Source organism: Actinoplanes sp. NPDC048796 (genome assembly GCF_040650035.1).
GTDB lineage: Bacteria > Actinomycetota > Actinomycetes > Mycobacteriales > Micromonosporaceae > Actinoplanes.
In genome coordinates this window covers 389,073-413,632 of sequence record NZ_JBEZGO010000008.1, presented here as the reverse complement: position 1 = coordinate 413,632, position 24,560 = coordinate 389,073, and the positions used below count along the sequence as shown (strand labels likewise).

At 71.1% G+C, this 24,560-nt stretch carries 22 protein-coding genes; 13 read left to right on the top strand and 9 right to left on the bottom strand.

Annotation, left to right across the window (positions count from 1 at the left end; translation table 11 throughout):
* Positions 1-215 precede the first annotated feature (215 nt).
* From AB0C26_RS31265 to AB0C26_RS31255, 3 genes are read right to left on the bottom strand one after another with little or no spacing between them, the layout of a single operon-like run.
* Positions 216-2,123 carry a TPM domain-containing protein gene (locus AB0C26_RS31265; RefSeq protein WP_360254772.1) on the bottom strand — a complete coding sequence of 636 codons (1,908 nt, stop codon included), beginning with the start codon at positions 2,121-2,123 and terminating at the stop codon, positions 216-218.
* 9 nt (positions 2,124-2,132) lie between these two features.
* Complete coding sequence (locus AB0C26_RS31260) at positions 2,133-2,714, bottom strand: hypothetical protein (protein WP_360254770.1); 582 nt, start codon at positions 2,712-2,714, stop codon at positions 2,133-2,135.
* Positions 2,711-3,244, bottom strand: a complete 534-nt coding sequence (locus tag AB0C26_RS31255) for a sigma-70 family RNA polymerase sigma factor (protein ID WP_360254768.1) — start codon at positions 3,242-3,244, stop codon at positions 2,711-2,713. Before AB0C26_RS31255 ends, AB0C26_RS31260 begins: the two co-directional genes overlap by 4 nt.
* A 1,117-nt stretch (positions 3,245-4,361) precedes the next feature.
* Here AB0C26_RS31255 and AB0C26_RS31250 point away from each other — a divergent pair.
* Positions 4,362-4,763, top strand: a complete 402-nt coding sequence (locus AB0C26_RS31250; RefSeq protein ID WP_360254766.1) for a hypothetical protein — start codon at positions 4,362-4,364, stop codon at positions 4,761-4,763.
* On the opposite strand, the gene AB0C26_RS31245 is transcribed toward AB0C26_RS31250, so the two are convergent.
* Together AB0C26_RS31245 and AB0C26_RS31240 are read right to left on the bottom strand one after the other, a co-directional pair.
* Positions 4,754-5,149 (bottom strand): hypothetical protein, encoded by a 396-nt coding sequence (locus AB0C26_RS31245; RefSeq protein WP_360254764.1) that lies wholly within the window; start codon positions 5,147-5,149, stop codon positions 4,754-4,756. The two genes, AB0C26_RS31250 and AB0C26_RS31245, sit on opposite strands and share 10 nt — an antisense overlap.
* 2 nt (positions 5,150-5,151) lie before the next feature.
* Positions 5,152-5,586 carry a hypothetical protein gene (locus AB0C26_RS31240; protein WP_360254762.1) on the bottom strand — a complete coding sequence of 145 codons (435 nt, stop codon included), beginning with the start codon at positions 5,584-5,586 and terminating at the stop codon, positions 5,152-5,154.
* A 256-nt stretch (positions 5,587-5,842) separates the two neighbouring features.
* Here AB0C26_RS31240 and AB0C26_RS31235 point away from each other — a divergent pair, with 256 nt between their 5' ends.
* Positions 5,843-6,454: a response regulator transcription factor gene (locus AB0C26_RS31235; RefSeq protein ID WP_360254760.1), complete on the top strand. Its 612-nt coding sequence runs from the start codon at positions 5,843-5,845 to the stop codon at positions 6,452-6,454.
* A 105-nt stretch (positions 6,455-6,559) separates the two neighbouring features.
* The gene (locus AB0C26_RS31230; protein WP_360254758.1) at positions 6,560-7,402 is read left to right on the top strand and encodes a GDSL-type esterase/lipase family protein; all 843 of its coding nucleotides are present in this window, start codon (positions 6,560-6,562) and stop codon (positions 7,400-7,402) included.
* Here the strand turns inward: AB0C26_RS31230 and AB0C26_RS31225 are convergent.
* Positions 7,392-8,600, bottom strand: a complete 1,209-nt coding sequence (locus AB0C26_RS31225) for an alpha/beta fold hydrolase (RefSeq protein ID WP_360254756.1) — start codon at positions 8,598-8,600, stop codon at positions 7,392-7,394. The two genes, AB0C26_RS31230 and AB0C26_RS31225, sit on opposite strands and share 11 nt — an antisense overlap.
* Before the next feature lie 85 nt (positions 8,601-8,685).
* On the opposite strand from AB0C26_RS31225, the gene AB0C26_RS31220 reads away from it, so the two are divergent.
* The 8 genes from AB0C26_RS31220 (at position 8,686) to AB0C26_RS31185 (ending at position 18,188) form a co-directional block, all read left to right on the top strand.
* Entirely contained in the window at positions 8,686-9,495 is an 810-nt protein-coding gene (locus tag AB0C26_RS31220) for an ABC transporter ATP-binding protein (protein WP_360254754.1), read from the top strand.
* Between the two features lie 23 nt (positions 9,496-9,518).
* On the top strand, positions 9,519-10,511 hold the full coding sequence (locus AB0C26_RS31215) for an iron-siderophore ABC transporter substrate-binding protein (RefSeq protein ID WP_360254752.1): 993 nt from the start codon (positions 9,519-9,521) through the stop codon (positions 10,509-10,511).
* 4 nt (positions 10,512-10,515) lie between these two features.
* On the top strand, positions 10,516-12,600 hold the full coding sequence (locus AB0C26_RS31210; protein WP_360254750.1) for an iron ABC transporter permease: 2,085 nt from the start codon (positions 10,516-10,518) through the stop codon (positions 12,598-12,600).
* 42 nt (positions 12,601-12,642) lie between these two features.
* The gene (locus AB0C26_RS31205; protein ID WP_360254748.1) at positions 12,643-13,236 is read left to right on the top strand and encodes a DUF4190 domain-containing protein; all 594 of its coding nucleotides are present in this window, start codon (positions 12,643-12,645) and stop codon (positions 13,234-13,236) included.
* A 50-nt stretch (positions 13,237-13,286) separates the two neighbouring features.
* The gene (gene bluB, locus AB0C26_RS31200; RefSeq protein ID WP_360254746.1) at positions 13,287-13,928 is read left to right on the top strand and encodes a 5,6-dimethylbenzimidazole synthase; all 642 of its coding nucleotides are present in this window, start codon (positions 13,287-13,289) and stop codon (positions 13,926-13,928) included.
* 360 nt (positions 13,929-14,288) lie between these two features.
* Complete coding sequence (locus AB0C26_RS31195) at positions 14,289-14,777, top strand: hypothetical protein (RefSeq protein WP_360254744.1); 489 nt, start codon at positions 14,289-14,291, stop codon at positions 14,775-14,777.
* Between the two features lie 52 nt (positions 14,778-14,829).
* Positions 14,830-16,806, top strand: a complete 1,977-nt coding sequence (locus AB0C26_RS31190; RefSeq protein ID WP_360254742.1) for an AAA family ATPase — start codon at positions 14,830-14,832, stop codon at positions 16,804-16,806.
* Positions 16,807-16,832: 26 nt separating this feature from the next.
* Positions 16,833-18,188 carry an FAD-dependent oxidoreductase gene (locus AB0C26_RS31185; RefSeq protein WP_360254740.1) on the top strand — a complete coding sequence of 452 codons (1,356 nt, stop codon included), beginning with the start codon at positions 16,833-16,835 and terminating at the stop codon, positions 18,186-18,188.
* A 60-nt stretch (positions 18,189-18,248) separates the two neighbouring features.
* Here the strand turns inward: AB0C26_RS31185 and AB0C26_RS31180 are convergent, their stop codons facing one another.
* A complete protein-coding gene (locus tag AB0C26_RS31180; protein WP_360254738.1) occupies positions 18,249-18,635 on the bottom strand; it encodes a DUF4240 domain-containing protein in 387 nt (128 codons plus the stop codon).
* Between the two features lie 687 nt (positions 18,636-19,322).
* Here AB0C26_RS31180 and AB0C26_RS31175 point away from each other — a divergent pair.
* A complete protein-coding gene (locus AB0C26_RS31175; RefSeq protein WP_360254736.1) occupies positions 19,323-21,773 on the top strand; it encodes a discoidin domain-containing protein in 2,451 nt (816 codons plus the stop codon).
* 759 nt (positions 21,774-22,532) lie between these two features.
* On the top strand, positions 22,533-22,991 hold the full coding sequence (locus AB0C26_RS31170) for a hypothetical protein (protein ID WP_360254734.1): 459 nt from the start codon (positions 22,533-22,535) through the stop codon (positions 22,989-22,991).
* Positions 22,992-23,236: 245 nt separating this feature from the next.
* Here the strand turns inward: AB0C26_RS31170 and AB0C26_RS31165 are convergent, their stop codons facing one another.
* Complete coding sequence (locus tag AB0C26_RS31165) at positions 23,237-24,133, bottom strand: hypothetical protein (RefSeq protein WP_360254732.1); 897 nt, start codon at positions 24,131-24,133, stop codon at positions 23,237-23,239.
* 24 nt (positions 24,134-24,157) lie between these two features.
* On the bottom strand, positions 24,158-24,553 hold the full coding sequence (locus AB0C26_RS31160; protein WP_360254730.1) for a GNAT family N-acetyltransferase: 396 nt from the start codon (positions 24,551-24,553) through the stop codon (positions 24,158-24,160).
* Positions 24,554-24,560: the final 7 nt, after the last annotated feature.

Genomic DNA, 24,560 nt, shown 5'->3' with positions numbered 1-24,560 from the left:
TCCTAGACAGCTCCACTCCACAACCGGAGGCCTTCACCCGTCCAGAGTCAGATCAACTCGTCACACCACCTCGACCAACCTCCCTGGACAGCACACCTAGCTCGGGCCCCACGGCGCCGAATGACGAGAAGCCGGAGCTCCCCCACCTCAGCGGCCAACTCCGCCGCTACCGGTGTGCCATGTCCGTTCACGGCTTGGCATCCGCGGGGACGAGGTCAGAAGCGGCCGCCTCCGCCTCGGCGGCCGCCTCCGGTGGAGTGGCCGCCTCCGCCGCCGCGGCGGCTGCTGCCTCCGAAGCCACCCGGTGAGCGGCCGCCGCCGGCCAGGATGCCGCCCAGGACGGCGCCGGCGAAAGCGCCGGCGTCGAAGCCGCCCGGGCGGCCGTAGGGGCCGGCGCCGCCCCAGCTCTGGACGTCGACGCGGGCGGACTGGCCGGCTTGGGAGGCCAGCTGGTGCGCCTGCTGGGCCTCGGACAGGGCGGTCACCGGGTCGGAAGCGGCCAGGCTCTCGGCCCGGGACAGGTGGCGCTGGGCCTCGGAGAGGGCGGCGCGGGCGCTGTAGTCGACGGCGCCGCGGCGGGTGGTGATGAAGTCGTTGGCCGCGAAGACCTCGGCCCGGGCCACCGGCAGGGCCTGGGCCAGCATACTGCGGGCGTGGGCGCTCCGCTCGGCGGCGTCGCGGGCGGCGGCCAGCGCGGCGTCCAGGGCGGCGTCGGCGCTCTGCAGGCGGGCCACGGCCGCGACCGGGTCGGGGCGGTCGGCGGCCAGGGCGGCGCGCACCTCGGCCAGCACCTGCTCGCCGCCGGTGACCGCGGCGGCCAGGCCCGGGGGCACCTCTCCCCCGCCGGTCAGCGCGGCGCGGCCGGCGGCGGTCTCGGCGGTCACCTCGGCCAGCAGGCCGTCGGCGGCGGACCGGGCCGCGGGCAGCTCGGTGGCGGCCCGCTCGATCGCCCGCACCAGGTGGTCCGCCTGATCGACGGCCTGCTCCCCGCCCCGTACAGCAAGCGCCGCCTCGGGGTTTCTGCCCTGGGTGAGAGCCTCGCGGGCCTGGCGCGCGGAGTCGGCGGCGAAGGCCAGGCGCTCGCGGATCTGGTCGGCGTTGCCGGTGATCGCGGTGACGGCGCCGCCGGAGAACCGGGCCTGCAGGTCGCGCACGGTCGCCTCGGCGCCGGGCACGGCCGCCTCGATCCGGGCGCGGCGGCGGTCGACCTCGTCGGCGACCTCGGCCGCGCGGGACTCCAGGTCGCGCAGGCGATCGAAGGCGTCCGACTCGTCGTCGAGGCGCTTGTCGGCGGCCTCGCACAGCTCGATGATGCGGGTCAGCTTGGAGCGGTCGCCGGGGGTGGGCTTCTCGTCGAGCGTCATCCGCAGCTGGAAGGCCTCGCCCACGTTGCGGCGGGCCTCGTCGAGGGCGGACCGGAACTGTGCGGTGGCCGGCTCGCCGTACTGAGCGGTGGCCAGTTCCAGTTCCCGCTCGCTGGCCCGCAGGTCGTCGTCGAGCTCGACCAGCAGCGCGTTGGCCCGGCTCGACAGCTCGGCCTCGGTCGGACCGGCCGGTGCCGGCGCGGGCGCGGCGGCACGGCGGCGGCGCCGCAGGAAAACCCAGGCCAGGCCGGCCACCACGACGAGCAGCACGATGAGGACGGCCCAGATCAGGCCGCTGCCGCCGGAGGCGGCGTCCTGGTAGCCCTCGGCGGCGGCCACGACGGCGCCGGACCAGTCACCCTTCCTGAGCGCGGGCTCGATGTCCTTCTCGGCGACCTCGGCCAGCTCTTTGTCGGAGATGCGCGCGTCGTCGGGGAACGAGTAGGCGTACGACCGGTCCTCGACCGCGATCGCGAGAAGCGCGTCCCGGTCGCCGAGGTCGCTGAGCCGCGCCGTCTCGTCGGTCCAGCTCTGGGCCGGGGTGCCGTCGAACGAGTCGACGAGCACCACCCAGAGCTGGATGCCGGTCTTGTCCTGCAGGTCCTGGACCGCGTTCTCGGCCGGCGCCCGGTTGTCGATCCAGCCGGAGGCATCGGTGAACTGGTTGTCGAGCCGCTGCGGCGCCTCGGCACGGGCCGGTGACGCCGCCAGCAGGACGGCCAACAGGGCGATCAGGAACGAGACGGCACGGCGCGGCATGCCTCCAACTTAGGCGAACGCCCGGTCGTACAGGCCCTGGAGGCCTTCGGCGTCCGCCTCGCCGCTGTAGCCGCAGATCAGCATGCTGGTCTCGGCCGACGCGACCAGGTACTTCTTGCCGTTCTCGAACTTGCCGCTGCCCATCATCTGCTCGGAGGAGTCGCCGGCCTGCGCGATCCGCACCTGGTCGGCGGCGGAGCCCCGGTAGACGCGGGTGACGTCGAGCGTGACGGTGGTGCCCTCGACGGCGGTGACGGTGCCGGCGAAGGCGAAGTCGGCCTCCTCGGCGAGGACTTCGGCGGTGGGTTCGACACACTTGGCCTGTACGCCCGTGGCGGTCAACTGGACGGTTCGCAGTTCCTGGGTGGTCACGGTCGGTGTCTCCTCGGGTCGAAGCGTCAGCCAGCCGATGCCGGCGGCCACCAGCACGAGGGCCGCCGCGGCCAGCGCGATGAGCGGGCGTTTGCGGGGCGGCGCGGGCGTGGCGGTGGTCATGATTTCCTCCAGCGGGAAGCGGTGCGGGGAGGCCGGCGCGATGTCCCGGGCCGGATCGGCGCGGCGCAGTCGCGCCCGCAGCTCGTCGTCGGTCATGGCCGGCTCCCCTCTGTCTCCCCCTCATGTCCGGCCGCCGCCGCGGCCTTTCGCAATTCCTCGCGCAGTTTCTCCTTGGCCCGGTGCAGCCGGATGGAGGCCGCGTTGGCCGAGACGCCGAGCACGACGCCGATCTGCGGGGGCGTGAGGTCTTCCCAGGCCCAGAGCCGCAGAAGCTCGGCGTCGGCGTCCCGCAGCCGCGCCATGGCGGTGGCGAGCTCGTCGTCCTCGGGCTCGGGCCCGTCGGTCACCGGCCGGGGCGGATCGATCGTCGCGATGCGCGCGAACAGCCGGGCCTGCCGCCGGCGGCTCCGCTCAGCGTTGGCCAGGCAGTTACGGGCGACCCCGTACGCCCACGGCAGGTGCTCCTCGGGCATCTCGTCCAGCCGCCGCCAGCACACGAGCAGCGTCTCGGACAGCACGTCGTCCGCGGTGGCCGCGTCGGTGCGCCGCACCAGATAGCGCCGCACCGCCTCGATCACCGCGGGGGCCAGGGCCTCGAACCGCCGCCGGCGCCCCTCCACGTTCACAGGGTCCACCCTCACACATGTCCGGGAGCCCCCGGCCCCTTTCACGATCGCCGAACGCGACGGTAGACCATCGGCCACGAGACACAGCGGAACCCTCGGATGAGCCTCCGAGGGTTCCCGCGTTATGTCTTCTCACCCCCGTTCCGGCCGGGGCCTCGTCCGCGCCTGCGCGCGGCCTTCGGGGGTGGTAACTCTTCCTGCGTGGAGACCGTCGACGCCGCACCGCTGGCGTCGACAACTAACGGTTGGTCGTCATCCCTCTGGGCGGAAACCTGACCAAGGTTCCCTGGCTCTATGTGGAATTCGCCTTGTTTGGTGACCCTGACATACGTCTTTACGCCTTTCCATGCCGCGAAGACCATCGCAACGACGCAGAGCAGGAAAAGCGCGAGCAATGCCAGGAGGGATGAGGCCGCCACTGCGATTATGGTCCACAGGGTGATCTCTCCCATTCCCGCTTAGAGCTAGATGGCGATGTTCGCCACGCCGCATCCTTTCTTTGGCAGTCGAACCTGACACGAAGTCGCGTGACCCTCTCGCGTATGGGATCGCCAAGTACGAGCGAGCAGCAATCCTGCCGGCGGATCGATGACGCCGCGATGAAGACGCCTGACTCGACCGGTCAGCAGGGCACGGCAGTCAACGAAGACGATCGCGTCGCCTTCGAACACTCCTGCCGATCATCTCGCCGAGCCAGTTGGTGGCGGATGACGTCGAAAGTCTAGGTGATGATCACCGCGGCCGGCTCGATCGTCACCCGTTCGTTGGCACGTATCCGTGATTCGCCGGGGGCGGTGAGCCGGAATGCTGACTCGGGCAAGAGGAACCCACGGGGAAGGACATTCCGATGCGTCGTCTCGTTCAGATCTTTGGTGCTACCAGCCTGGTCGTCCTGGCTGCCGCCTGCAGCGACACCACAACGCCGAGCGGGCAGGCCGCTCCCACGACTCCTGCCTCGGCTCCTACTTCGGCGCCGGCCACGACTCCGGCCACCGAAGCTCCGGCGGCCACGCCGACTGGCCGGCCGACGGAGACCGGCCAGCCGACGGAGGCGGGGCACACCGATCCGGCCAAGTTCACGATTCGGCCGGATCGGATCGGGCCGTTGAAGGTGGGGATGAGTTTGAAGGCGGCCAAGGCGACCGGTCTCATCGTCGTCAACGCCGAGCAGCACGGTTCCGGGCCCGACGCCTGCGTCTCCGCGCACTGGAAGGGGCAGTCGGACGAGGACTGGATGATCTTCAACGGCAAGTACGGGCTGCGGGCGATCGACTCGTTCGGCGGCCAGAAGACGGCGGAGGGGATCAAGCCGGGCAGTACGCTGGCCGCGGTGCGCCAGGCGTACCCGCAGCTCACCTGGCGCGGCGACGGGGACGAGACGCCCCCGGCCAAGCGCACCGCCGGTGACGCACTGGTCGACGTCGTGAAGGGCGACGGCGCCCACTACCGGATCAACATCGAGAAGAGCAAGGTCGTCTACGTGCAGGTGGAGAGCGACCGGCGCGGCTGCTACGAGTGACCGCCGGCGGCGTAGGCGTCGAGGCCGATCTGGACGACGCGCGTCAGGCCCGCGCGGTCGGTGGCGCGCAGCGTGCCCGGCGGCGGGCCGGACGCGAGGCCGAGGGCGACGATGCGCCGCGCGGCCCGCGTGTCGCGGCCGTCCAACGACGACCAGTCCAGTGACTCGTGGGACAGCAGCGCGTAGGCCACCCGGCGCCCGGCCGAGCGCAGCGCCTCCGGCACGAAGCCGTGGGCGGTCAGGTGCCAGGCCAGGCCGCCGGGGCAGCGGTAGACGGTGACGGTCTCGCCGTACGCCCGGGTGTCCTCGGCCGCGGCGGCGAGCGCCGCTTCCTCGTCGCGGTAGCGCTTCTTGCCGCAGGAGCAGTTGTAGCGCCGGCCCGCCATGGTCAGCGGCGAACCAGGGTGACCAGGAACTGGCCGGCGCCCGGGTCGACGGTGGCCGACACCGGCCGGGTGGGCAGCAGGCGGGAGAAGCGGTCCACCAGCCAGTCGGCGGTGGCCTGGGCGTCCTTCCTGGTCGGGCACCGGGCCACCAGTTCGCGGCCGCCCTTGCGTTCCAGCCGGTCGGCCACGGCGATCAGCGGAGCCGGTTCGGTGACGTGCAGGTGGCCGGGCCAGGCGATGGTCACCTTCACCGCGCCCTTGCGGGTGTTGCAGGCCCGGTGGGCCAGGCGCTCGGGAATCTTCGCCTTGCGGTCGGCGGTACGGGCGTCGACGCTGGGCCCCCGGGGGTCGTTCACCGGCATGTCGGGGTCCACCGGCTCGTCGCACACCCAGCAGCGCCAGCCATCACGGGCGGCCACGTCCTCAAGCTGACTCATCGCACCAAAATACCGTCGTTCGAGTCCGCTTCCCGTCGGGGCGGTTCCGGCCGCGCCACCTTCGGCGTATCAAGGGCGGAGCGGCGGCGGTGACCGATGTGTGCCGTCACTCCGGTGCCCGGTCGGCCGTTGGGCGGCTGGTGGTCGAGGTCGGTGATGACGGGCGGAGGCGGACCCATTGCGTACGGCCGGGGGTTGGGCTGACATCCATGCGGGACGGAGCCGAGAGGCCCTGGCCCGCGCGGGAGGGACTGCGGTGACGGAGCCGATCCGGGCGCTGATCGTGGACGGCCACGCGGCCTTCCGACAGGGGCTGCGGGCGCTGCTGGAGACGTCCGAGGACATCGAGGTGGCCGACGACGCGGCCAGCGGCGAGCAGGCCCTCGTCATGACGCCCCGGCTGCGGCCGGACGTCGTGCTGATCGACCTGGCCATGCCGGGGACGGGCGGTGTCGCCGCCACCGAGCGGCTGGTGCGGGCCGTGCCGAACGTGCGGGTGCTGGTGCTGAGCACGGCCGATGACGACGACTCGGTGTTCGCGGCGATGCGGGCGGGCGCCCGCGGCCACGTACCCAAGGGAGCCCGCAAGGCGGAGCTGCTGCGGGCCGTACGGGCGGTGGCCGCCGGGGAGGCGATCTTCGGTGCGGCTCTGGCCGTACGGCTGATGGGGTACTTCCCGGGACCCGATCGGCGCCAGGAGGGGGCGTTGCCGGAGCTCAGCGACCCGGAGCGGCAGATCTTGAGCCTGGTCGCGCGGCATCTGACCAACCAGCAGATAGCCGAGCGGCTGGGGCTCAGCCCGAGGACCGTACGCCATCACGTCTCCAGCGTCGTCGCCAAGCTCCAGGTCGCCGACCGGGCTCGGTGAGACCACCCGAACGGTGTCCCGGGGCGCGTGGGTCACGGACCGGGTGGAATGCCCCGGCACTGTAGAGTGGCCATGTCGTCACTCTCGGTGAATCTTGGGGATGGGATGCGTCGCTGGCACCTCGCCGTACTCGCCCTGCTCGGTGTGTTCGCGCTGGCCTGCGAGGAGGGCACGGGCGCGGCCGATCCGAAGCCGACCGGCTCCTCGAAGTCCTACCCGTCGTCGATGGCCGCCCTCGGTGACTCGATCACCGTCGGGTTCGCGAGCTGTTTCGCGCTGGTCGCCTGCGAGCGCCGGTCCTGGGCGACCGGCAGCGACTCGGCGGTGGACAGTCACTACCGGCGCATCCGGGACAAGAGCGCGGCCATCAAGGGCAAGGCCTACAACTTCGCCCAGTCCGGCGCCGACTCGGCCGACCTCGCGGCCCAGGCCCGCAAGGCGGTGAACGTCAAGGCCCAGTACGTGACGATCCTGATCGGCTCGAACGACGCCTGCGCCGCCAGCGTGCCGGGCATGACCCCGGTCGCCACGTTCCGGCAGCGGGTCGGTGCCGGGCTCGACCGGCTCAAGAAGGGCCTGCCCAAGGCGCGCGTGCTGATGGTGAGCATCCCCGACCTCTACCGGCTGTGGGACGTCGGGCACGGCAACGAGAAGGCCGTACGGGCGTGGAACGCCGGCATCTGCCCGTCCCTGCTGGCCCGTCCCACCTCCACGGCGGAGGCCGACGAGAGCCGTCGCCGCCAGGTCGCCCGGCGCATCGACGGGTACAACGACGCGCTGGCGGACGCCTGCCGGGCGTACGGGAAGAAATGCCGTTGGGACTCGGGAGAGGTGCACAACGTGCGCTTCGACCTCGAGCTGGTCAACCGGATCGACTACTTCCATCCGAGCACCGAGGGTCAGGCGCGGCTGGCCGAGGTGAGCTATCCGGGACGTTTCACCTGGTGAAGGCGGCCATGTCCATGAGGTGGCCGAGCACGTCCTCGCCCGAGGTGCGCAGGCCGTCGTGCTCGTGCTCGTTGGTGATCCAGGTGCGGACGTTGCCGACCGCGGCCGCCGTCTCGAGCGACAGGCCCAGGTCGACGTACATGTCGTCGGCGTAGACGGCCGCGTAGACCGGCACCTCGTTGGCGGCCAGCATCGTGGGGTCGTAGAGCAGCGGCCAGTCGTCGACGGCGGCCAGCTGTTCGGCGACGGCGGCGTAGGGGCGCAGCGCCCGGATCTGCTCGAACATCCAGGGGTACATCATCTCGCCGGTGAACAGCAGCGGGTCGGCGCCGGCGGCGAATTCCGGCCTCGTCGCGAGAGCGCGGGCGGCCGCCCAGTTCGTGGCGCCGGAGCCCTGACCGTAGATGTACTCCTGCAGCGCGTACAGCGGCTGGCCGACGAAGCCGGTGAGCTGCATGACCTCGTACCGGAAAGAGTCGGTGAAGGCCTCGTCGAGCAGCCAGTGCACCTGGGCGTAGCCGTAGCTCATGCCGAACGCGCTGCCCAGCGTCCGGAAGCGCTCGACGGTGAGCCGGTCGCCGTCGGGCAGCCGGACGTCCTCGGCGGCGAGCCGGTCGGCGATCGCCCGGACCTTGGCCCGGTCCTCCGGGAACGCCCGGTAGTACTCGGCGTTCTTGGCGGCCACCCGCGGATACGTGCGGGCGTAGACCTCGTCGGCGGTGGCGGTCAGGCCGGGCAGGCCGCCGGTCACGTAGGCCGTGCGGATGCCGTGCGGCGCGTGCGACAGGTAGGTCATGGTGACGAAGCCGCCGTAGCTCTGGCCGAGCGTGTCCCAGCGCTGCCCGCCGGCCAGCCGGGCCCGCAGGATCTCGCAGTCGGCCACGATGCTGTCGGCCCGGAAGTGCTTCACCGAGTGCGTGCCGAGCGGCGTGCTGCGGCCCGTTCCGCGCTGGTCGAGCAGCAGCACCCGGTGGGTCTTGACCGCGCGGGCGATCCAGCTGCCGGAGCGCGGCGGCCGCGGTGACTTGCCGCCCGGACCGCCCTGCAGGTAGAGCAGCCAGGGCAGGTCGTCGGCGGCCTTGTCGGAGGCGACGACCTCGCGGGCGAAGACCTCGATCGTGCCCCGGCCGGCGTCGCTGTGGTCGAGCGGCACGGTCACGGTGTGGTCGGTGAAGCGGAGCCCGGGGTGCGCGATCATGACCTCACCCTAAACACATACATGATCTTGATTCGTTATGACCCGTGATTCGAGCCGCGCTCGGATTTAGGTTAGCCTCACCTTCATGACCAGGGATGCGGCGCTCACCGGAGCCGATCTGACGCTCGCCTACGACGGCCGGACCGTCGTGCACGGCGCGGGCATCGAGTTGCACGCCGGCACCGTCGTGGCCCTCGTGGGGCCCAACGGTTCCGGCAAGTCCACCCTTCTGCGCTCGCTCGCGCGGCTGCACACCCCGCAGTCGGGCACCGTCGCGCTGGACGGCGCCGACGCCGCCGCCCTCAAGCCGAAGGACTTCGCGCGGCAGGTCACCCTTCTGACGCAGTCCAGGCCGACACCCGGAGGCGTTTCCGTACGCGACGTGGTCGCCTACGGACGGCACCCCTACCGGGGACGCTTCGGCTCGGGTGACCCCGACGGCCCGGCCCATGTGGACAAGGCGATGGCCATGACCGGCGTGCACGCCATGGCCGACCGCGCCGTGGACGAGCTGTCCGGCGGCGAGCTGCAGCGCGTCTGGCTCGCCACCTGCCTGGCCCAGGACACCGGCGTGGTCCTGCTCGACGAGCCCACCACCTTCCTCGACCTGCGCTACCAGGTGGAGATCCTCGACATCGTCCGTGAACTCGCCGACGAGCACGGCGTGGCGGTCGGCGTGGTGCTGCACGACCTCGACCAGGCGGCCGCGGTCGCCGACCGGATCGTGCTGATGTGCCAGGGCGTCGTGCGCGCCGACGGGCGGCCGGCCGAGGTGCTCACCACCGACCTGCTCAGTGACATCTACGGCCTGCGCATCGAGGTGTCCGTCGGCGACGACGGCCACGTCCGCACACGCCCCATCGGCCGGCACACCAGCCGGTCGCTCGCCTCCTGATTATTGAAAGGGACATTTTTCTCATGGCTCTCACCCGCCGAGCTTTCGCGGCCGGCGTCGCGTTCAGCGCCCTGCTGATCACGGCCGCCTGCGGCACCACCGAGGACCCGGCCGACGAGGCCGCCGCGGCCCCGGCCGTCTCGAGCGGACCGGTCGACCTGACCGACGAGCGCGGCGCCGTCCACCTCGACGCGCCCGCCAAGAACGTCGTCTCACTGGAGTGGGGGCTCACCGAGAACCTGGTCGCGCTCGGCGTGAAGCCGGTCGGCCAGGCCGACGTCAAGGGCTACAACAACTGGGACAAGAGCGCCCCGATCGACGCCTCCACCCCGGACGTCGGCCAGCGCGGTGAGCCCAGCCTCGACTCCATCGTGGCCCTCAAGCCCGACCTGGTCGTCACCACCAAGGACCTGCCCGAGAACGTGATCGCCTCGATCGCCAAGCAGGCGCCCGTCCTCACCCTGCGCGGCTCGGACGGCGCCGACCCGATCGGCTACATGCGCAAGACGGTGAACACCCTCGCGCAGGCCACCGGCACCCAGGCCAAGGCCACCGAGCTGCTGGCCGGTTTCGACGCCAAGGTCGCGGCCGGCAAGGACGCGCTGGCCAAGGCCAACAAGTCCGGCGCCGCGTTCGCCATGGCCGACGGCTGGGTCGACGCCGGCACCGTCTCGCTGCGCTTCTACACGCCGACCTCGTTCTTCGGCGCCATCGCCAACGAGCTGGGCCTGAAGAACCAGTGGACCACCGGCGGCGACAAGGACTACGGCCTGGCCCAGACCGACGTCGAGGGCCTGACCAAGCTCAAGGACCCGTCGACCGCCTTCCTGTACGTGGCCAACGACGCGGACGGCGGCGACTTCACCGACTCGCTGAAGACCAACGCGGTGTGGAAGCAGCTCCCGTTCGTCACCGCCAACCAGGTCAAGCGCGTCCCGGACGGCATCTGGATGTTCGGCGGCCCCGCCTCGGCGAACGCTTACATCGACGCCCTCACCAGCGCCCTGACCGCCTGAGTCGATGACCAGCACGATTTCGCCGGTGACGGCGGCGCCGCTGAAAAGGGTGTACGGCGTGGTGGCGGTCTTCGCCGTGGCGGTCGTGCTGCTCGCCGTCCTGGCCGCGGTGCACCTCACGCAGGGCACCGCGGCCATGGGCGTGGGCGAACTGCTCAAGGCGATCAACCCGTGGGCCGGCGAGAACGACGAGGCGGTGGCGGTCCTCGTGGCCAGCCGCCTCCCCCGGCTCGCGGCGGCCCTGCTCGTCGGCATCGCGGTCGGCGTCGCCGGCGCGGTCCTGCAGTCGGTGGCCCGCAACCCGCTGGCCTCCCCCGACACCCTCGCCGTGAACGCCGGCGCCTACGTGGCCGTGGTGGCCGTGGCCGCCTTCGGGGTCGCGGTACCGTTCGTGGTGGGCGGGCTCGTCGCCTTCGTGGGCGGCCTGCTCGCGGCCGGTGTCGTCCTGCTCGTCTCGCGGGGCGGCGCCGCCGGGCCGACTCGGCTGGTGCTGGCCGGCTCGGCCGTCGCGCTCGCGCTGAACGCGCTCACCTCCGTACTCCTGCTGCTGTTCCAGCAGAACACCGTCGGCCTGTTCGCCTGGGGCAGCGGCACGACCGTCCAGTCCGGCAGCGAGAACGTCAAGCTGACGGCGCCGGTGGTCGCGATCGGCGTGCTGGCCGCACTGCTGCTGGCGCACCGGCTCGACGTGCTCGGCCTCGGCGACGACTCGGCCCGGGTGCTCGGCGTCGACGTCCGCCGCACCCGGGTCCTGTCGGTCGTCACGGCGGTGCTGCTGGCCGCGATCTCGGTGACCGTGGCCGGCCCGATCGGATTCGTCGGCCTGTCCGCCCCGGTGATCGCCCGGCTGGTGGCCCGGCGCGTGCCCGGGCTCGGCCGGCACCTGCTGCTGCTGCCGTTCACCGGGCTCTGCGGCGCCCTGATCGTGGTCGGGGCCGACGTGCTGCTGCGGCTCGCCCTGCCGGCCGACGTGGCCATCTCGGTGCCCACCGGCATCGTCACCACCCTGGCCGGCGCCGTCGTGCTGGTCTGGCTGGCCCGCAAGCTGCGCGACGGCGGCCCGGCCGCGGCGCCGGCCCGCGGCGCCCACGGCACCGTCCACTCCCGCCCGTGGGTCGTCACCGTCTCCGTACTGATCGCGGTGCTCCTGGTCGCCGCGCTGATCGCCGGCCTGCTGCTCGGCGACCGGATCGTCCTGCTCGGCGACGTCCTGAACTGGATCAGCGGCAACGCCGGCCGGCAGGTCGGCTTCGTGCTCGACCAGCGCTGGCCGCGTGTGCTGGCGGCCCTGCTCGGCGGGGCGGCGCTGGCCCTGGCCGGCGCCATCGTGCAGGCGGTCTGCCGCAACCCGCTGGCCGAGCCCAGCCTGCTCGGCGTGACACCGGGCGCCAGCGTCGGCGCGGTCGCGGTGGTCCTGCTCTTCCCCGGCATCGGCGCCTGGCCGGTGATGGGCGTGGCCACGCTCTTCGCGCTGGGCACGTTCGCCCTGGTCTACTGGCTGGCGGCCGGGCGCGGGCTCGCCTCCGACCGGATCGTGCTGGTCGGTGTCGGGGTCAGCGCGGCCGCCACGGCGATCACGACCCTGGTCGTGGTGGTGATCTCCCCGTGGAACGTGAGCACGGCGCTGACCTGGCTCGCCGGGTCGACGTACGGCCGCGGCATCGGGCAGGTCGTACCGGTCGCGCTGGTGCTGCTGGTCGCGCTTCCCCTCACGATGGTCTCCAGCCGTACGCTCGACCTGGTCTCCCTCGACGAGGACGTGCCGAGGCTGCTCGGGGTGCCGCTCAACCGGGCCCGGCTCGGCCTGCTGACGGTGGCGGCGGTGCTGACCGCGGCCGCGGCGACGGCGGTGGGTGCGCTCGCCTTCGTCGGCCTGGTCGCCCCGCACGCGGCCCGCGCCCTGGTCGGCTCCCGCAGCGCCCGGGCGGTCCCGGTCGCGGTGGGCCTGGGTGCCGTGCTGGTGAGCGTGGCCGACACCCTCGGGCGTACGGTCATCGCGCCCTCGCAATTGGCGGCGGGACTGGTGACGGCGCTGATCGGCGCCCCCTACTTCGTCTGGCTGCTCTGGCGGAGCCGTCCCACCAGCTGATCGGGGCAGCGCCGGCCGTCGATGGCCGGTACGGTGGCGCCGGTGGATCTTCAAAGCCCTCCGGCGCCGCCGCGCACCAACGGTTTCTCCATCGCGGCGCTGGTCCTGTCGCTGTTCGGCTGCGTCGGCCTGATCAGCATCATCCTGGCTATCGTGGGCCTGCGGCAGAGCCGGCGCAACGGCGACAGGCGCGGCCGGGTCATCGCCATCGTCGCCCTGTGCGTCTGCGGCCTGTGGCTCTCGGCCATCGCGGTGTTCGCGGGCATCGCCATCGCCCGGGACGCCGCCGACGGCCCCGACCGTGACGCCACCGGCGTCCTGCGCGGCGAACGCAGCATCAGCACCCGCGACCTGCGCCCCGGCGACTGCCTGAAAGACCTCGACCAGTCGTCGGACGACTACGTCACCGCGGTGCCCTGCTCGGCCTCGCACGACAGCGAGGTGTTCGCCACCTTCGGCCGGTCCACGGCCACCGCGGAGCAGGACGACCTGACCTGCCGGGACAAATTCACCGCGTACGCCGGCCACCCGCGCCCGGCCGACGCGGACTACCTGCTGTTCACCGCCCGCCTGGAGTCCCGCGTCCTCTGCCTGGCCGTCACGACCGAACCCGGCACGGGATCGCTCAAGGGCTGACCGGTAGCCTGCCCGGTGGCACGAACTCGGAGCGAGGGGCCCCGCCGTCCATGAACCTGTACGACGTCATCCACACCCGCCGCGACGTACGCGGCCAGTTCACCGGCGCCCCCATCGCCCCGGAGACCCTGGACCGCGTGCTGGCGGCCGCCCACGCCGCCCCCAGCGTCGGCCTGTCCCAGCCGTGGGACTTCATCATCGTCCGCGACCCTCTTGTCCGCCAGGCGTTCCATGCCCACGTCCAGAGTGAGCGCGACGTCTTCGCGGCCACCCTGGCCGACGACCCGGAGGCGGCGGCCCGCTTCGCCCGCATCAAAATCGACGGCATCCTGGAGTCCACACTGTCGATCGCGGTCACGTACGACCCGTCCCGGGGCGGCCCGGCCGTCCTGGGCCGCCACGCGATCGCCGACGCCGGCCTGTACTCGGTCTGCCTGGCCATCCAGAACCTGTGGCTGGCCGCCACCGCCGAGAAGCTGGGCGTCGGGTGGGTGTCCTTCTACCGCGAGGACTTCCTGAGCGACCTGCTCGGCATCCCGGCCGGCGTACGCCCGGTCGCCTGGCTCTGCTTGGGCCCGGTCACCCACCTGGAACAGACCCCGGATCTGGAACGCCACGGCTGGCGCACCCGCCGCCCCCTGCACCTGGCCCGCCACGAGAACCGCTGGACCCCGGCCTCCTCCACGGACTGATCACCACGGTTCGACAGCATCGGCCGGCCGAACACCAAGACGAAGCGAGCTCGGAAAGGCCGCGGTGCCACGACCGCCCAGCCCGGCGCCGCCGCTCGACCTCGACTGCCGGCCCTCGTGCCACTGCCGATGTTCGACTCCGAGCCGGAGTAAGCGCGGCGGCGTCTCCCGAAGCGACGCGGGGCCGCCCAATTGGGCGACCGTGGACGGCAACGCGCCGCACGGAGGAGGTCGCCGGTTTGACGACCCCGTACGGGATCGGTCGGGTTGGTGGTTTTGTCGGGCATTTACGGTGATGGTGCGAGAAGGGCGATGATTCCTACGGTGAGGCGGTCGTAACCCCTTGTCGGAGGAGCACGCATGCTCAGGAAAATCGGTGTGGCCGTGGTGGCCGCCGTCGTGATGGTGCTGGCTGTCGCGGTGCCGGCCCAGGCCAGTACGGCCCGCTACTACAGCGGGAGTGATGTCGATCAGATCGTGGAGAACTTCGCCGAGGCGTCGGCGGCGGCGAAGATGCACTGCTTCGTGTCGGATGCCGTCAAGAAGGTGAAGAAGGCCAAGAAGGCGGGCGGGCTGGCCGGAGTGGCCGCGCTGTCGGCGGAGATCAGTGCCAAGGTCGCTGACACGAAGGGCGCCTGCAAGGGGGTCTGGCAGTTCCTCGGGGCGGCCGTCTACACCGCCTATCTCGGGCAGGGCGGACGGCCGGTGTGGATCGAGGACGCCTCGTACGCCGACGATTGCGGCATCATCAGCAAGAAGCTCAACTTCATCTACCGGATCGGGCCGTCGCCGGAGCAGACGACCGAGTTCACCGGTGGGGTCAAGGTGATGTGCACGTTCTCCTTCTAGACTTGTCGGGTGGGTGACGGCGGCCCGCGCCGCGAGCCCCCAGACTGGCGGGATGCCGAAGCTCGGCGATGTCGTCGAGGACGTGCGGTGGCGGAGCTTCGCCGGGCGGGACACCGAGGTGGCCTGTTTCGACGAGGCGCTCGCCGGCCGCACGTCGCGGCGCGTGCTGTTCGTGTACGGGCCCGGCGGGATCGGCAAGACCACCCTGCTGTTGCATCTGCGGGAGCGCGGGCGGCGGGCCGGGCGCCGGGTGGTCTACGTCGACGGGCAGGATCTGCGGCCCACCGCGGAGGACTTCGTGGGTGCCGTCGGCGGAGCCGAGCCGCAGGTCCTGCTCGTCGACGGGTACGAGCATCTGGCCGCGCTCGACGGCTGGCTGCGCCGCGACCTCGTGCCGGCGCTGCCCGACGACGGGATCGTCGTGCTGGCCGGTCGCGACCCGCCCGTCCAGGCGTGGCGGTGTGATCCGGGCTGGCGCGGCGTCGTCGCCGTACATCAATTGTCGGCTCTTGATCCGAACGCCAGCGCCGACCTGCTCGAGCGGGCCGGCGTCGCGGCCGGGAACCGCGAGGCGATCATGCGGCTGGGCCGCGGGCATCCGCTGGCCCTGGCGCTGCTGGCCGATGTGGTGTCGGCCGGCGGTGACGTGCCCGGCAGCCTGGCCGAGGCGCCCGATCTCATCTCGGCCCTGACCGCGTCGGTCATGCGTGACGCCCCGTCCGAGGCGCACCTGCTCGGGCTCGCCACCTGCGCCAAGGCTCAGGTCACGACCGAGGATCTGTTGCGCCGTACGGTCGGTGACGCCGACGCTCCCCGCGTGTGGCAGTGGCTGCGGGACCGCCCGTTCGTCACGGCCCGCCCGCAGGGGCTGTTCCCGCACGACCTGACCCGCGAGGTGCTCGACGCCGAGTTCGAGCGCCGCTCGCCCGACCGCTACCGCGAACTGCACCGGATCATCCACGACTATGTGGTCACCGGCCTGCGGTCGGCGACCGGCATGCACCGGCAGCTTCTGGCCCAGCAGCTGGCCTATCTGCATCGGCGCGGGCCCTTCAGTGCCGAGTTCCGGGCCGTACGGGCACACGGATCGATCGCCGTGGTGCCGGCCCATCCGGGCGAACTGGCGGCGGTTGCCGTCCACATCGGGCATCAGCTCGGACCGCGTTCCGAGGCGCTGGCCCGGGAATGGTTCGCCGCCCGCCCGGAGGGCGCGAGCGTCATCGCCGGCGGGTCCGGCTTCGCGTACCACGCGCTCGTGCCGGCCGGTCTCGCTCTGGAACGGGAGGACCCGGTCGTCCGGGCGATCCTCGAGTACGTCGGCCGCACCGCGCCGCTGCGGCCGGGCGAGCAGGTCGACATCGCGCGGTTCCTGCTCGGCGAGGACGGATCGCAGAGCGACCGGAACGCGGTCTTCGCCGGCTCGGTGTCGTCGATCGTCGAATGGTGCGGGCGGCCGCTCGCCTGGGCGTTCGTGGCCACAGTGGACGACCGGTTCTGGGGCCCGTTCTTCGATTATCTCGGCTTCCGCGAGCTGCTGTCGGTCGACTGCGACGGGCGGCGGCATGTGGTCTACGGCAACGATTGGCGGCGTTTCCCGGTCGGCGCCTGGCTCGAGATGATGAACGAGCGCGAGCAGACCGGTGGCAGCGGGCCGCCGCCGGCCGAGCTGACCCGGCCGGCGCCGATGGGCAGGGACCAATTCGCTTCGGCCGTACGGGCGGCGCTGCACCGGGCCGACGCCGGTTCCCTGGCCGGCACGGCGCTCGGCGGCGACCCGGCGACGGTCCGGGCGGCCCTGGCCAAGGCGGTGGACGCCCTGGGCGAGGAACCGAGGGGCGAACGTCTGCGGGCGGTGCTTCACCGTACGTACCTCAAACCGGCGGCCTCGCAGGAAGCCGCGGCCGAGGCGCTGGGGTTGCCGTTCAGTACCTACCGCCGGCACCTGGCCAAGGCGGTCGAAATGCTGACCGACCGGCTGTGGGAGGCCGAGACCGGGCATCGATTGGGCAGCGAACGACCTGGCGAGTGAGCAGTCCCCGGGCGCAGTCTGCGGGCATGGCGAACATGACGATCCTGGGTGCCGGCCTGGCCGGCCTGAGCACCGCGATGATGCTGCGCGGCGACGGCCACGACGTGACCGTCCTGGAACGCGACCCGGCCCCGCCCGGCTCACGGCTGTGGGAGACATGGCAGCGGCCGGGCGTGAACCAGTTCCGTCTGCCCCACTTCATGCTCCCCCGGTGGTGGCAGACACTCTCGGCCGACCTGCCGGCGGCGGCGGCCGAGGTGCTGGCGGCCGGTGGAAGCCGGTTCAGCCTGGTGCCGCCGCCCCAGCGGGAGGGCGACGCCCGATTCGAGACGGTCACCGCCCGGCGGCCCGTCCTGGAGGCCGCGATGGCCCGGGCCGCGGAGAGATGCGGGGTCGTTCTGCGTCGAGGGGTGCGGGTTTCCGGCGTACGGCTGGAAAGCGAGACCCGGGTGACCGGCGTGACCACCGACGGCGACCCGGTGAGCAGCGACCTGGTGATCGACTGCTCCGGGCGCCGGTCGGCGATGCCGGCCTGGCTCGCGGCGGCCGGAGTCACGCCGCCGGCCGAGGAGAGGGACGACGCCGGTTTCGTGTACTACTCCCGGCACTTCCGGGGCGACCGGCCCGGCCTGCGGGTGATGGTGCAGCAGCAGTACGCGTCGGTGACAGTGCTGACCCTGCCGGCCGACGACGGCACGTGGAGCGTCGTGCTGATCGGCAGCACCCGCGACCACGCGCTGCGCGTCCTGCGTGACCCGGCGACGTGGACATCGGTGGTGCGGCGCTATCCGCTGGCGGCCCCGTGGATCGACGCCGAGCCGATCACCGGCGTCGACGTGATGGCCGGCATCGAGGACCGCCTCCGGCACTACGCCCCCGGCGGCGCCCCACTGGTCACCGGCATGGTCCCGCTCGGCGACGCGTGGGCCTGCACCAACCCGTCGCTGGGCCGCGGCGCCGCCTTCACCCTGATACACGCCCGCGTACTGCGCGACACGCTGCGCGACACCGACCCGGCCGACCACGACAAGGTGACCCGCCGCTTCCACGAGGCCACGGCCCGCACGGTGCTGCCCTTGTACCGCGCGACGAACGGCTTCGACAAACACCGCCTGGCCGAAATGGACGGCGACGTGACAGGCGCCCCGTACCAGACTGACGACCTGCGCTGGATAGGGGCGAAGGCTTTGTACGCGGCCGCCCTGCGCGACCCGGACATGCTGCGCGCCTACCTGACGGTGGCGGGCTTCCTGGAGGCCCCGGACGAGGTCTTCGCCAAACCCGGCGTCCGCGACCGCGTCCTGGCCCTTGGGGTGTCGGCCCCGCAGTACCCACTGCCGGGTCCGGACCGCGCCGAACTCCTCCGCCTCTGCACAGCCTGACCGCGGACGCCGGCCTCCCCTCAACGCGACGGCGGCTCGACGCGCTTGCCGGAGCCGCCGTTAGCGTTGACATGAGCCTCGATCATCGCCGAGGTCTCCCCCGGCTGCGACGTTGCTGCCCGTCTCGTAGCTGAGCGGCGACTCGTGCTCCCACAGCAGGCCGGTGGCCCGCTCGTAGGCCTGCCTGCACACGGTCAGCAGCACCTCAGCCTCCCCGTCCACGAACCCGCTCAACGCCGACGGTGTGCGGGCCACCCGCTCGTACGCCTTTCGCCCGGCGGCCACCACGGCGCAGCGCACGTGGAGGAACCCGTCCCCACCGATCGGCCGCGCGGCCGCGAAATGCGCCGGCGTGTCGAGCGCCCACAGCAGCGCCGCCAACCGGTCCTCGAAGCCGGTGATGTCGACCTCCGGCCGCTCGGCCAGCCGAGCCGCAGCGACCCGCACACGCCCCTGGCAGCACGCGACCATGCGGCTCCGCGGACGTCACGCTCCTGCCGGCAGTACAACCACCACTGCCGTTTCGTCGCCGGGCCATTCCAGGCGCACTGGATAGGTCTTGCCCATCCGGGACGACTCGGTCAAGGCATGACGGCGCCGTGGATCATCGATGGTTCGAGCTTGCGCAGCGTCAGGTCCGGTCAGCGATAGACGGTGGATTTCCTTGCCGCTCGCGGCGTCAAGGGCAAGGAGCTCCTGTGTGTCGGCCAGCCTGACCCCGAGGACGCCTTCGGCGTCGAGGTGGACGTCGAGGTCATCTTTGAGGCATCGCCGGTGAAGCGATACCAGGCGCTTCGCCAGCCGAGTTTCCCGGTGACAACCCAACCCAGCCCGAGCATGAACGATACGGCAGACCGCCGAGCGAAGGCCTCCACCCGGCATCGGCCCTCAGCCACGACTGCGAGGGCGCGCCTTGAATCGCCCCGGCCGCGCTCGTGACCGGAATCCGGATGGCCGGAAACAGGGCAGCGGCCGGGACGCGTCGTTGATAAGTTCCCGTGCTGCAAAGATCATCGATTTACGGGGAGCAGTGTGACCATCTTTCTTCGGCGCGCTTTGACGGCCGCCGCCTGTCTCGTGCCCAGCCTTGTGGTGATACCTCTGTCTTCGGCTCCGGCCCAGGCTGCCTGCGGCGTGCCCACGACCATCCCGGCCGCGGCCGGTGCGCCGTGGCCCGCCGGGCCGGTGCTGGCCGCCAACGGGATCTACACCTTCCACTCCGGGGGCGCCGGCAATGCCCCCGACGCCTCCGAGGTCATCGCGGCGCAGCCGCGCGGATTCGGGGTCGACGTCGTCAAGCGTGACCCCAGCACCGGTGCGGATGTCCAGAACAAGCAGATCACCGTCACGTATTCGACGCACCGCGATGTGACGAACGTGAAACAGACCTACAAGGCCTTCGTCTCGGGCGATTCAGGTGCCACCTTCGCTCCGGACGACAACATCGGCCAAGACGACTTCCTCGAGGTCGGACAGCTTCTCGACGGTCGGCTCCTCGGTGTGCGGTTCGAAGCGAACACGGACTTTATTTTCAACAGCGCCAAGACCGCCATCACCTTCGATCTCATCCTCAGGACCTCGGCCGACAAGGGCAAGACCTGGGTCAGGCAGAGCGCCGTCACGACCATCACCGACAACGACCTGCCGGCGAACCTTCCGACGCGCAAGGTCGAGTCGATCTTTGGTGTGAACGCGATCGGCCGGCCCATTCAGATGACCAACGGGGCCGTGGTGCTGCCGATCTCCTTCAACATGGGTGCCGTCTCGTTCCAGTCGGTCATGGTGGCCACACCGCCCGCCGGATCCGGTTCGTCGGGCACATCGGCGCCGTGGGTCTTCACCATGCGGCCCGTGACTTCCCACGGGACCTACTCGTTCGGCGAGTCCGCGGTCGTCGAGCGCCAGGACGGCGCGCTGCTCGCGGTCACGCGCGGCGACTACGGCAGCATGACCAGCAAGCTGTCCTATAAGGTCTCGACCGACCTCGGCCAGACGTGGTCGCCGTTCGCCGACGTCACCTTCGACGACCAGCCCGGCTGCGCGGTCTATGGTGTGTCGCCGCGTCTCGCCTTGATGCCCAACGGCCTGCTGGTGCTCAGCAGCGGCCGGCCGGACAACTGGATGGCCATCTCGACCGACCCGTCCGGTACCAAGTGGACTCAGGAGCAGACGACCTACCGCAACCGCAACAACGCCACAGCTTCAACGAACTGGTGGTGGGGCTCGTCCGGTTACACCTCGCTGGTGACGACCGGAGCCAACAAGCTGGTGCAGTTCACCGACAACTGCGCCGCGCCCAACGCCAAGACCGGCGGCAGCAACGGCTGCAAGTCCAACACCAGCGCCGATTACGACCGCACCAACGTGTACCGCCTCGTCAACCGGCAGATCTCCACCCTCACCCCCGATCTCGGCAAGATCGATCTGGTGACGAAGCTCCGCCGCGGTACCGTGAAGCTGACCACCGACATGACCGGTGCGCCGCCGGCGACCGCGGTCACCCCGCCCACCCCGTACGGCCAGGCGCCGTCGGCGGACGACGCGACCCGCACCAACTACTGGTCCAAAGCCGAAGGCGCCACCGACGGCAGCAGCGCCTTCTGGTCGGGCGCGCTTTCCGGCGCCGGCGACGGCACCGGCACCTACCAGCTCGAACTGGACCGGACGTACACCTTGACCAAATTGGGCCTGGCCCTGCTGCCCGGCGCCCGTACCGGAGCGCGGGTGGAGACGTCGGCCGACGGCGCCACCTGGACCCCGGCCACCTTGGACTACCCCACCGGGGTCCCCGCCTCGAGCACTCCGGGCCGGATCGACACCCCCGGTGACCGGGCCCTGCGCTACTACGGCCTGAACGCCACGGCCCGCTTCGTGCGGATCACGACCGACGCCACGACGTGCGCCGTGGCCGGCGGACCAGACAAGTGCAGCATGATCAATGAGCTCGAGCTGTACTCGACCGTCAACTCGTTCGAGAACGACGCGGCTACCCCGCACGGCATGTCCGACGTGACCTGTGCGCGCTTGACCCAGCCGGCCGGCACCGGCGACCCCTCGCACGACAGTCAGTACGCGATCCGGATCAAGGACCAGATCGATCCCGGCAACTGCGACGGCGCGAACAAGAAGGCCGGCTTCACCTATCCGGGTCCCGGCGTGAACCTGCCCGCAGAGACCACCCGCACCCTGCAGGCTGGCATCTACCCTGTCAGCAACGTCAACGGCCTGCTCGTCGACATCTTCGGTAAGCGTGCCGACGGTGGCACCGGCACCGTCTACCACCTCGGCATCAACAACGCTGGTCGCTGGATTGTCCACTCCGGGGGCGTCTGGACCGGTCTTGGCGGCGCCGTCGTCGGGCTCAAGACGTGGACGACCTTGAAGGTGGTCGCCACGACCACCGGGGCGACGCTCTACACCGTCGGCGCCGACGGCCAGTCGACCCGGATCGGCACACTGCCGCAGGAAGACGCCACCACGTCCTTCAGCGCCATCACCGGATACGCCTTCACCAGCGGATCCAGCCCGCGTACGGGCGACGAGGCGGTCATCGACGACATCAGCTTCGACCGACCTGACGCCTGAGCCCTGACGGCCCACCGGACCGCTTGGGTGCCGTGAGCCGTCGCAACACCCCAGTTGAGGGGAGGCGATGGACTTCGAGATCCCGGACCGGTCGGTTATCCCGGGCCGTCGACGTCTGACCCGCGAGCGCGAGGCATATCTTGCGCTCGTGGGTCAAGGCGTTGGAACAGTAGAAGCGTGCCGGATCGTCGGGATCAACGTCCGGACCGCCCGACGGTGGCGTAACGGTCGTACCCGACCGGCCGCGAGACAGCGGAAGCGCCGATGACGACCGGGGCGTCACCGGCGGCGCCAGGCCGGTAGGCCGAGCCGTTGTCCGACAGCACCCGATCGACGGTGACACCGCGCCCGTCGACGTGCAGCGGAGCCGGTCCATGCGGCGGCGGGTAATACGGCGTGCATGGTCGAGGTGACCAAGTCGAATTGATCGACGATCGGAGCCGGGCCGAAGCGGCGTTTGCGGCATACGTGCACCATCTTGCGCACCCTCGGCGCCTCGGTGCGGTTCGGCTGCCGATGCGGTTGTGACGAACGGTGCCCGCTTCGGGCCACGCTCGCCACCTTCGTCGCAACCCAAATGGTCCGAACGGTGGCTGTCCGCCGCACGATGCAGGATGTGAACTCCCACCTCGGCCCCATGGTCTTCGCAAGCACCGTGCTCCAACGCGCGCCCCGGAGGCGATGCGCAGGACGGATACACCGTCGATGCTGCGGACCAGGGTCCGGGAAGCGGACAGAATCAAACTTCTCCTACTCGACATGCACTGGTTGCTGACCTCCTCATCGAATCCCGCTCTGATAACGAGTGTCGCTCCCGTGGTCACGGTTAGCGCGACCGGCGAACTCGACTTTTCTGGCCCGGTACTTCTCCCGGAGCTGCACGAGGTACACATGCCGGTCACCCCCTCACGGTTGCTCACCATCACACCCATCCAGCCCTTGGGCGCCTCACCGGCCGTCCTAACCACCGAGCAGACCACGCTCGTGAACCACGCGATCGTGCGCAATTGCTGGGACATGCTGCCGCGTCCGCCTGCGATGCCGTTTCCAGCCGACTTGCTTCTTCCACGTCAACGGGCCAGCGTCAGGCAGCCGAGAATTACGGTCCGAGCAAACGAAGGTCAGCCTGCTGCGTCCCTGACTTTCCCGCCGATTGTTGATGCGGCCTTGGCGGACGCCCTGAATATTTTGGGCGGAGATCCCGCAACGCCCGTATGAAATGGACTGCAAAAGTCATGCAGGAAGGCACGTTCGTGCACTCACATCGGCAGAAGAGTGCGCTTGATCTTGGGGTTATGCATCCCCCATGACCGAAAGTGGCCAGCCATACCCTGGGACGGCGGCGTGGTGGGGCAACGCCTACGTTACGGCGAACGTGGAACTTGAACGGGCGGTCCAGACGGCAGCCGACGTGACGGGCCACGCCGGCCGGCCGTTGGCGTGCTGCCGAGGTGTTCGACGAGCTACGCACGGCCGCCCGGCGTTCGTGACGGGTTGTGTCCGAGGCCGTAGGCTGCGTGGATCTCCAGAGCGGTCACTCCGAGGGCGTCGAGACCCCGGTTGACGGCACGGCCGGCGCTGAACTCGGCCGTCACGTACTGCTCGCCTTCGACCGCGGTCACCGGAGCCCAGCCACTGCGGCCCAACGCGGTCATCGCCGTCTGCACCGCCACCCACGGCCGCTGTTCGGTGACTCCGACCAGCGCGTACACCCGGGTGAAGGACACCGGACGGCTCACCTCGACCGGGCCGGGGGTGTCGCAGGTTCGCCGGCCGACCCGTTCGGCCAGCTTGGTGGCCACCTCGACGGCGCGCCTGGCGTCGCTGTCCGGCATGTCGACGACGAGAGCGACGCGTACGGTCTCCTGTTCCCCGATGGCAACCAGCAGCCCCTCGGGAAGCTCCTCCAGCTCGTCGTCAGCGTCGGCACCGCTCCCCGCGCTGAGTTGAGGGCCGGTCGCCGCGCCGGAACTGGGGCTGGTCTCCGCGTCGGGTTCGGTCGCCGGCTCGGCGTTGGTCGCCGCGTCGGAGTCGCGCCACAGTCCGGTTTCGCGGAAACGGCTGGCGGCGTTGCTCCAGGATAGGTAGGCCGGATCGGTGGAGGCGGCGGACTTCGGCGGGGGCGGCTCGCTGCCGGACAGGAAACCGCGGACGAAATAGCGGGTCTGCTCGGAGCAGTCCCGGATCTCCGCTTTGGATACGCGGGTTCGGATGCCCTGTTCGGGGCAGTAGGCGTCCATGCGCCCGGGGAAAGTGTGCGGGTTACCGTCGAGCAGGTAGTGCCGTCCGCATCGCTCGGTGTCGAACCACAGGTCGGGGTCGACGTCGGGCGGCAACGGCGGATGCTCGGGGAAAGTCACCGGACGACGGTAACGGGATCCCGGTCATCTCAGGGCGATGAGCCCGGCCCGGGTCGGGCGGAACCCGCAGCGGTCGAGGTAGAAGTGCGCCAGGTGGGGCTCGAAGTCGACGTGGAGCCATTCGCAGCCGGCCGCCCGTGCTTCCGCGGTGGCCGCCTCGACCAGCGCGACCCCGATCCCCCGATGCTGGTGGGCCGGGTCGACGGCAGTGTCGAGGAGGAAAGCGTGGCTGCCGCCGTCCCAGCAGACCTGGACGAAGCCGATGAGCGCGCCGCTGTCGAAGGCGCCGATCCAGGTCAGGGCGTGACGTTCGAGCCGCCGCGCCCATGGTGCCTCGGAACCAGTGCCGAACGCGCGGGCGTGCAAGGCGTTGAGGGCGCCGTCCTCAACCGGGAATCGGGGTATCAGCTCGATCGTCACCTTGTGA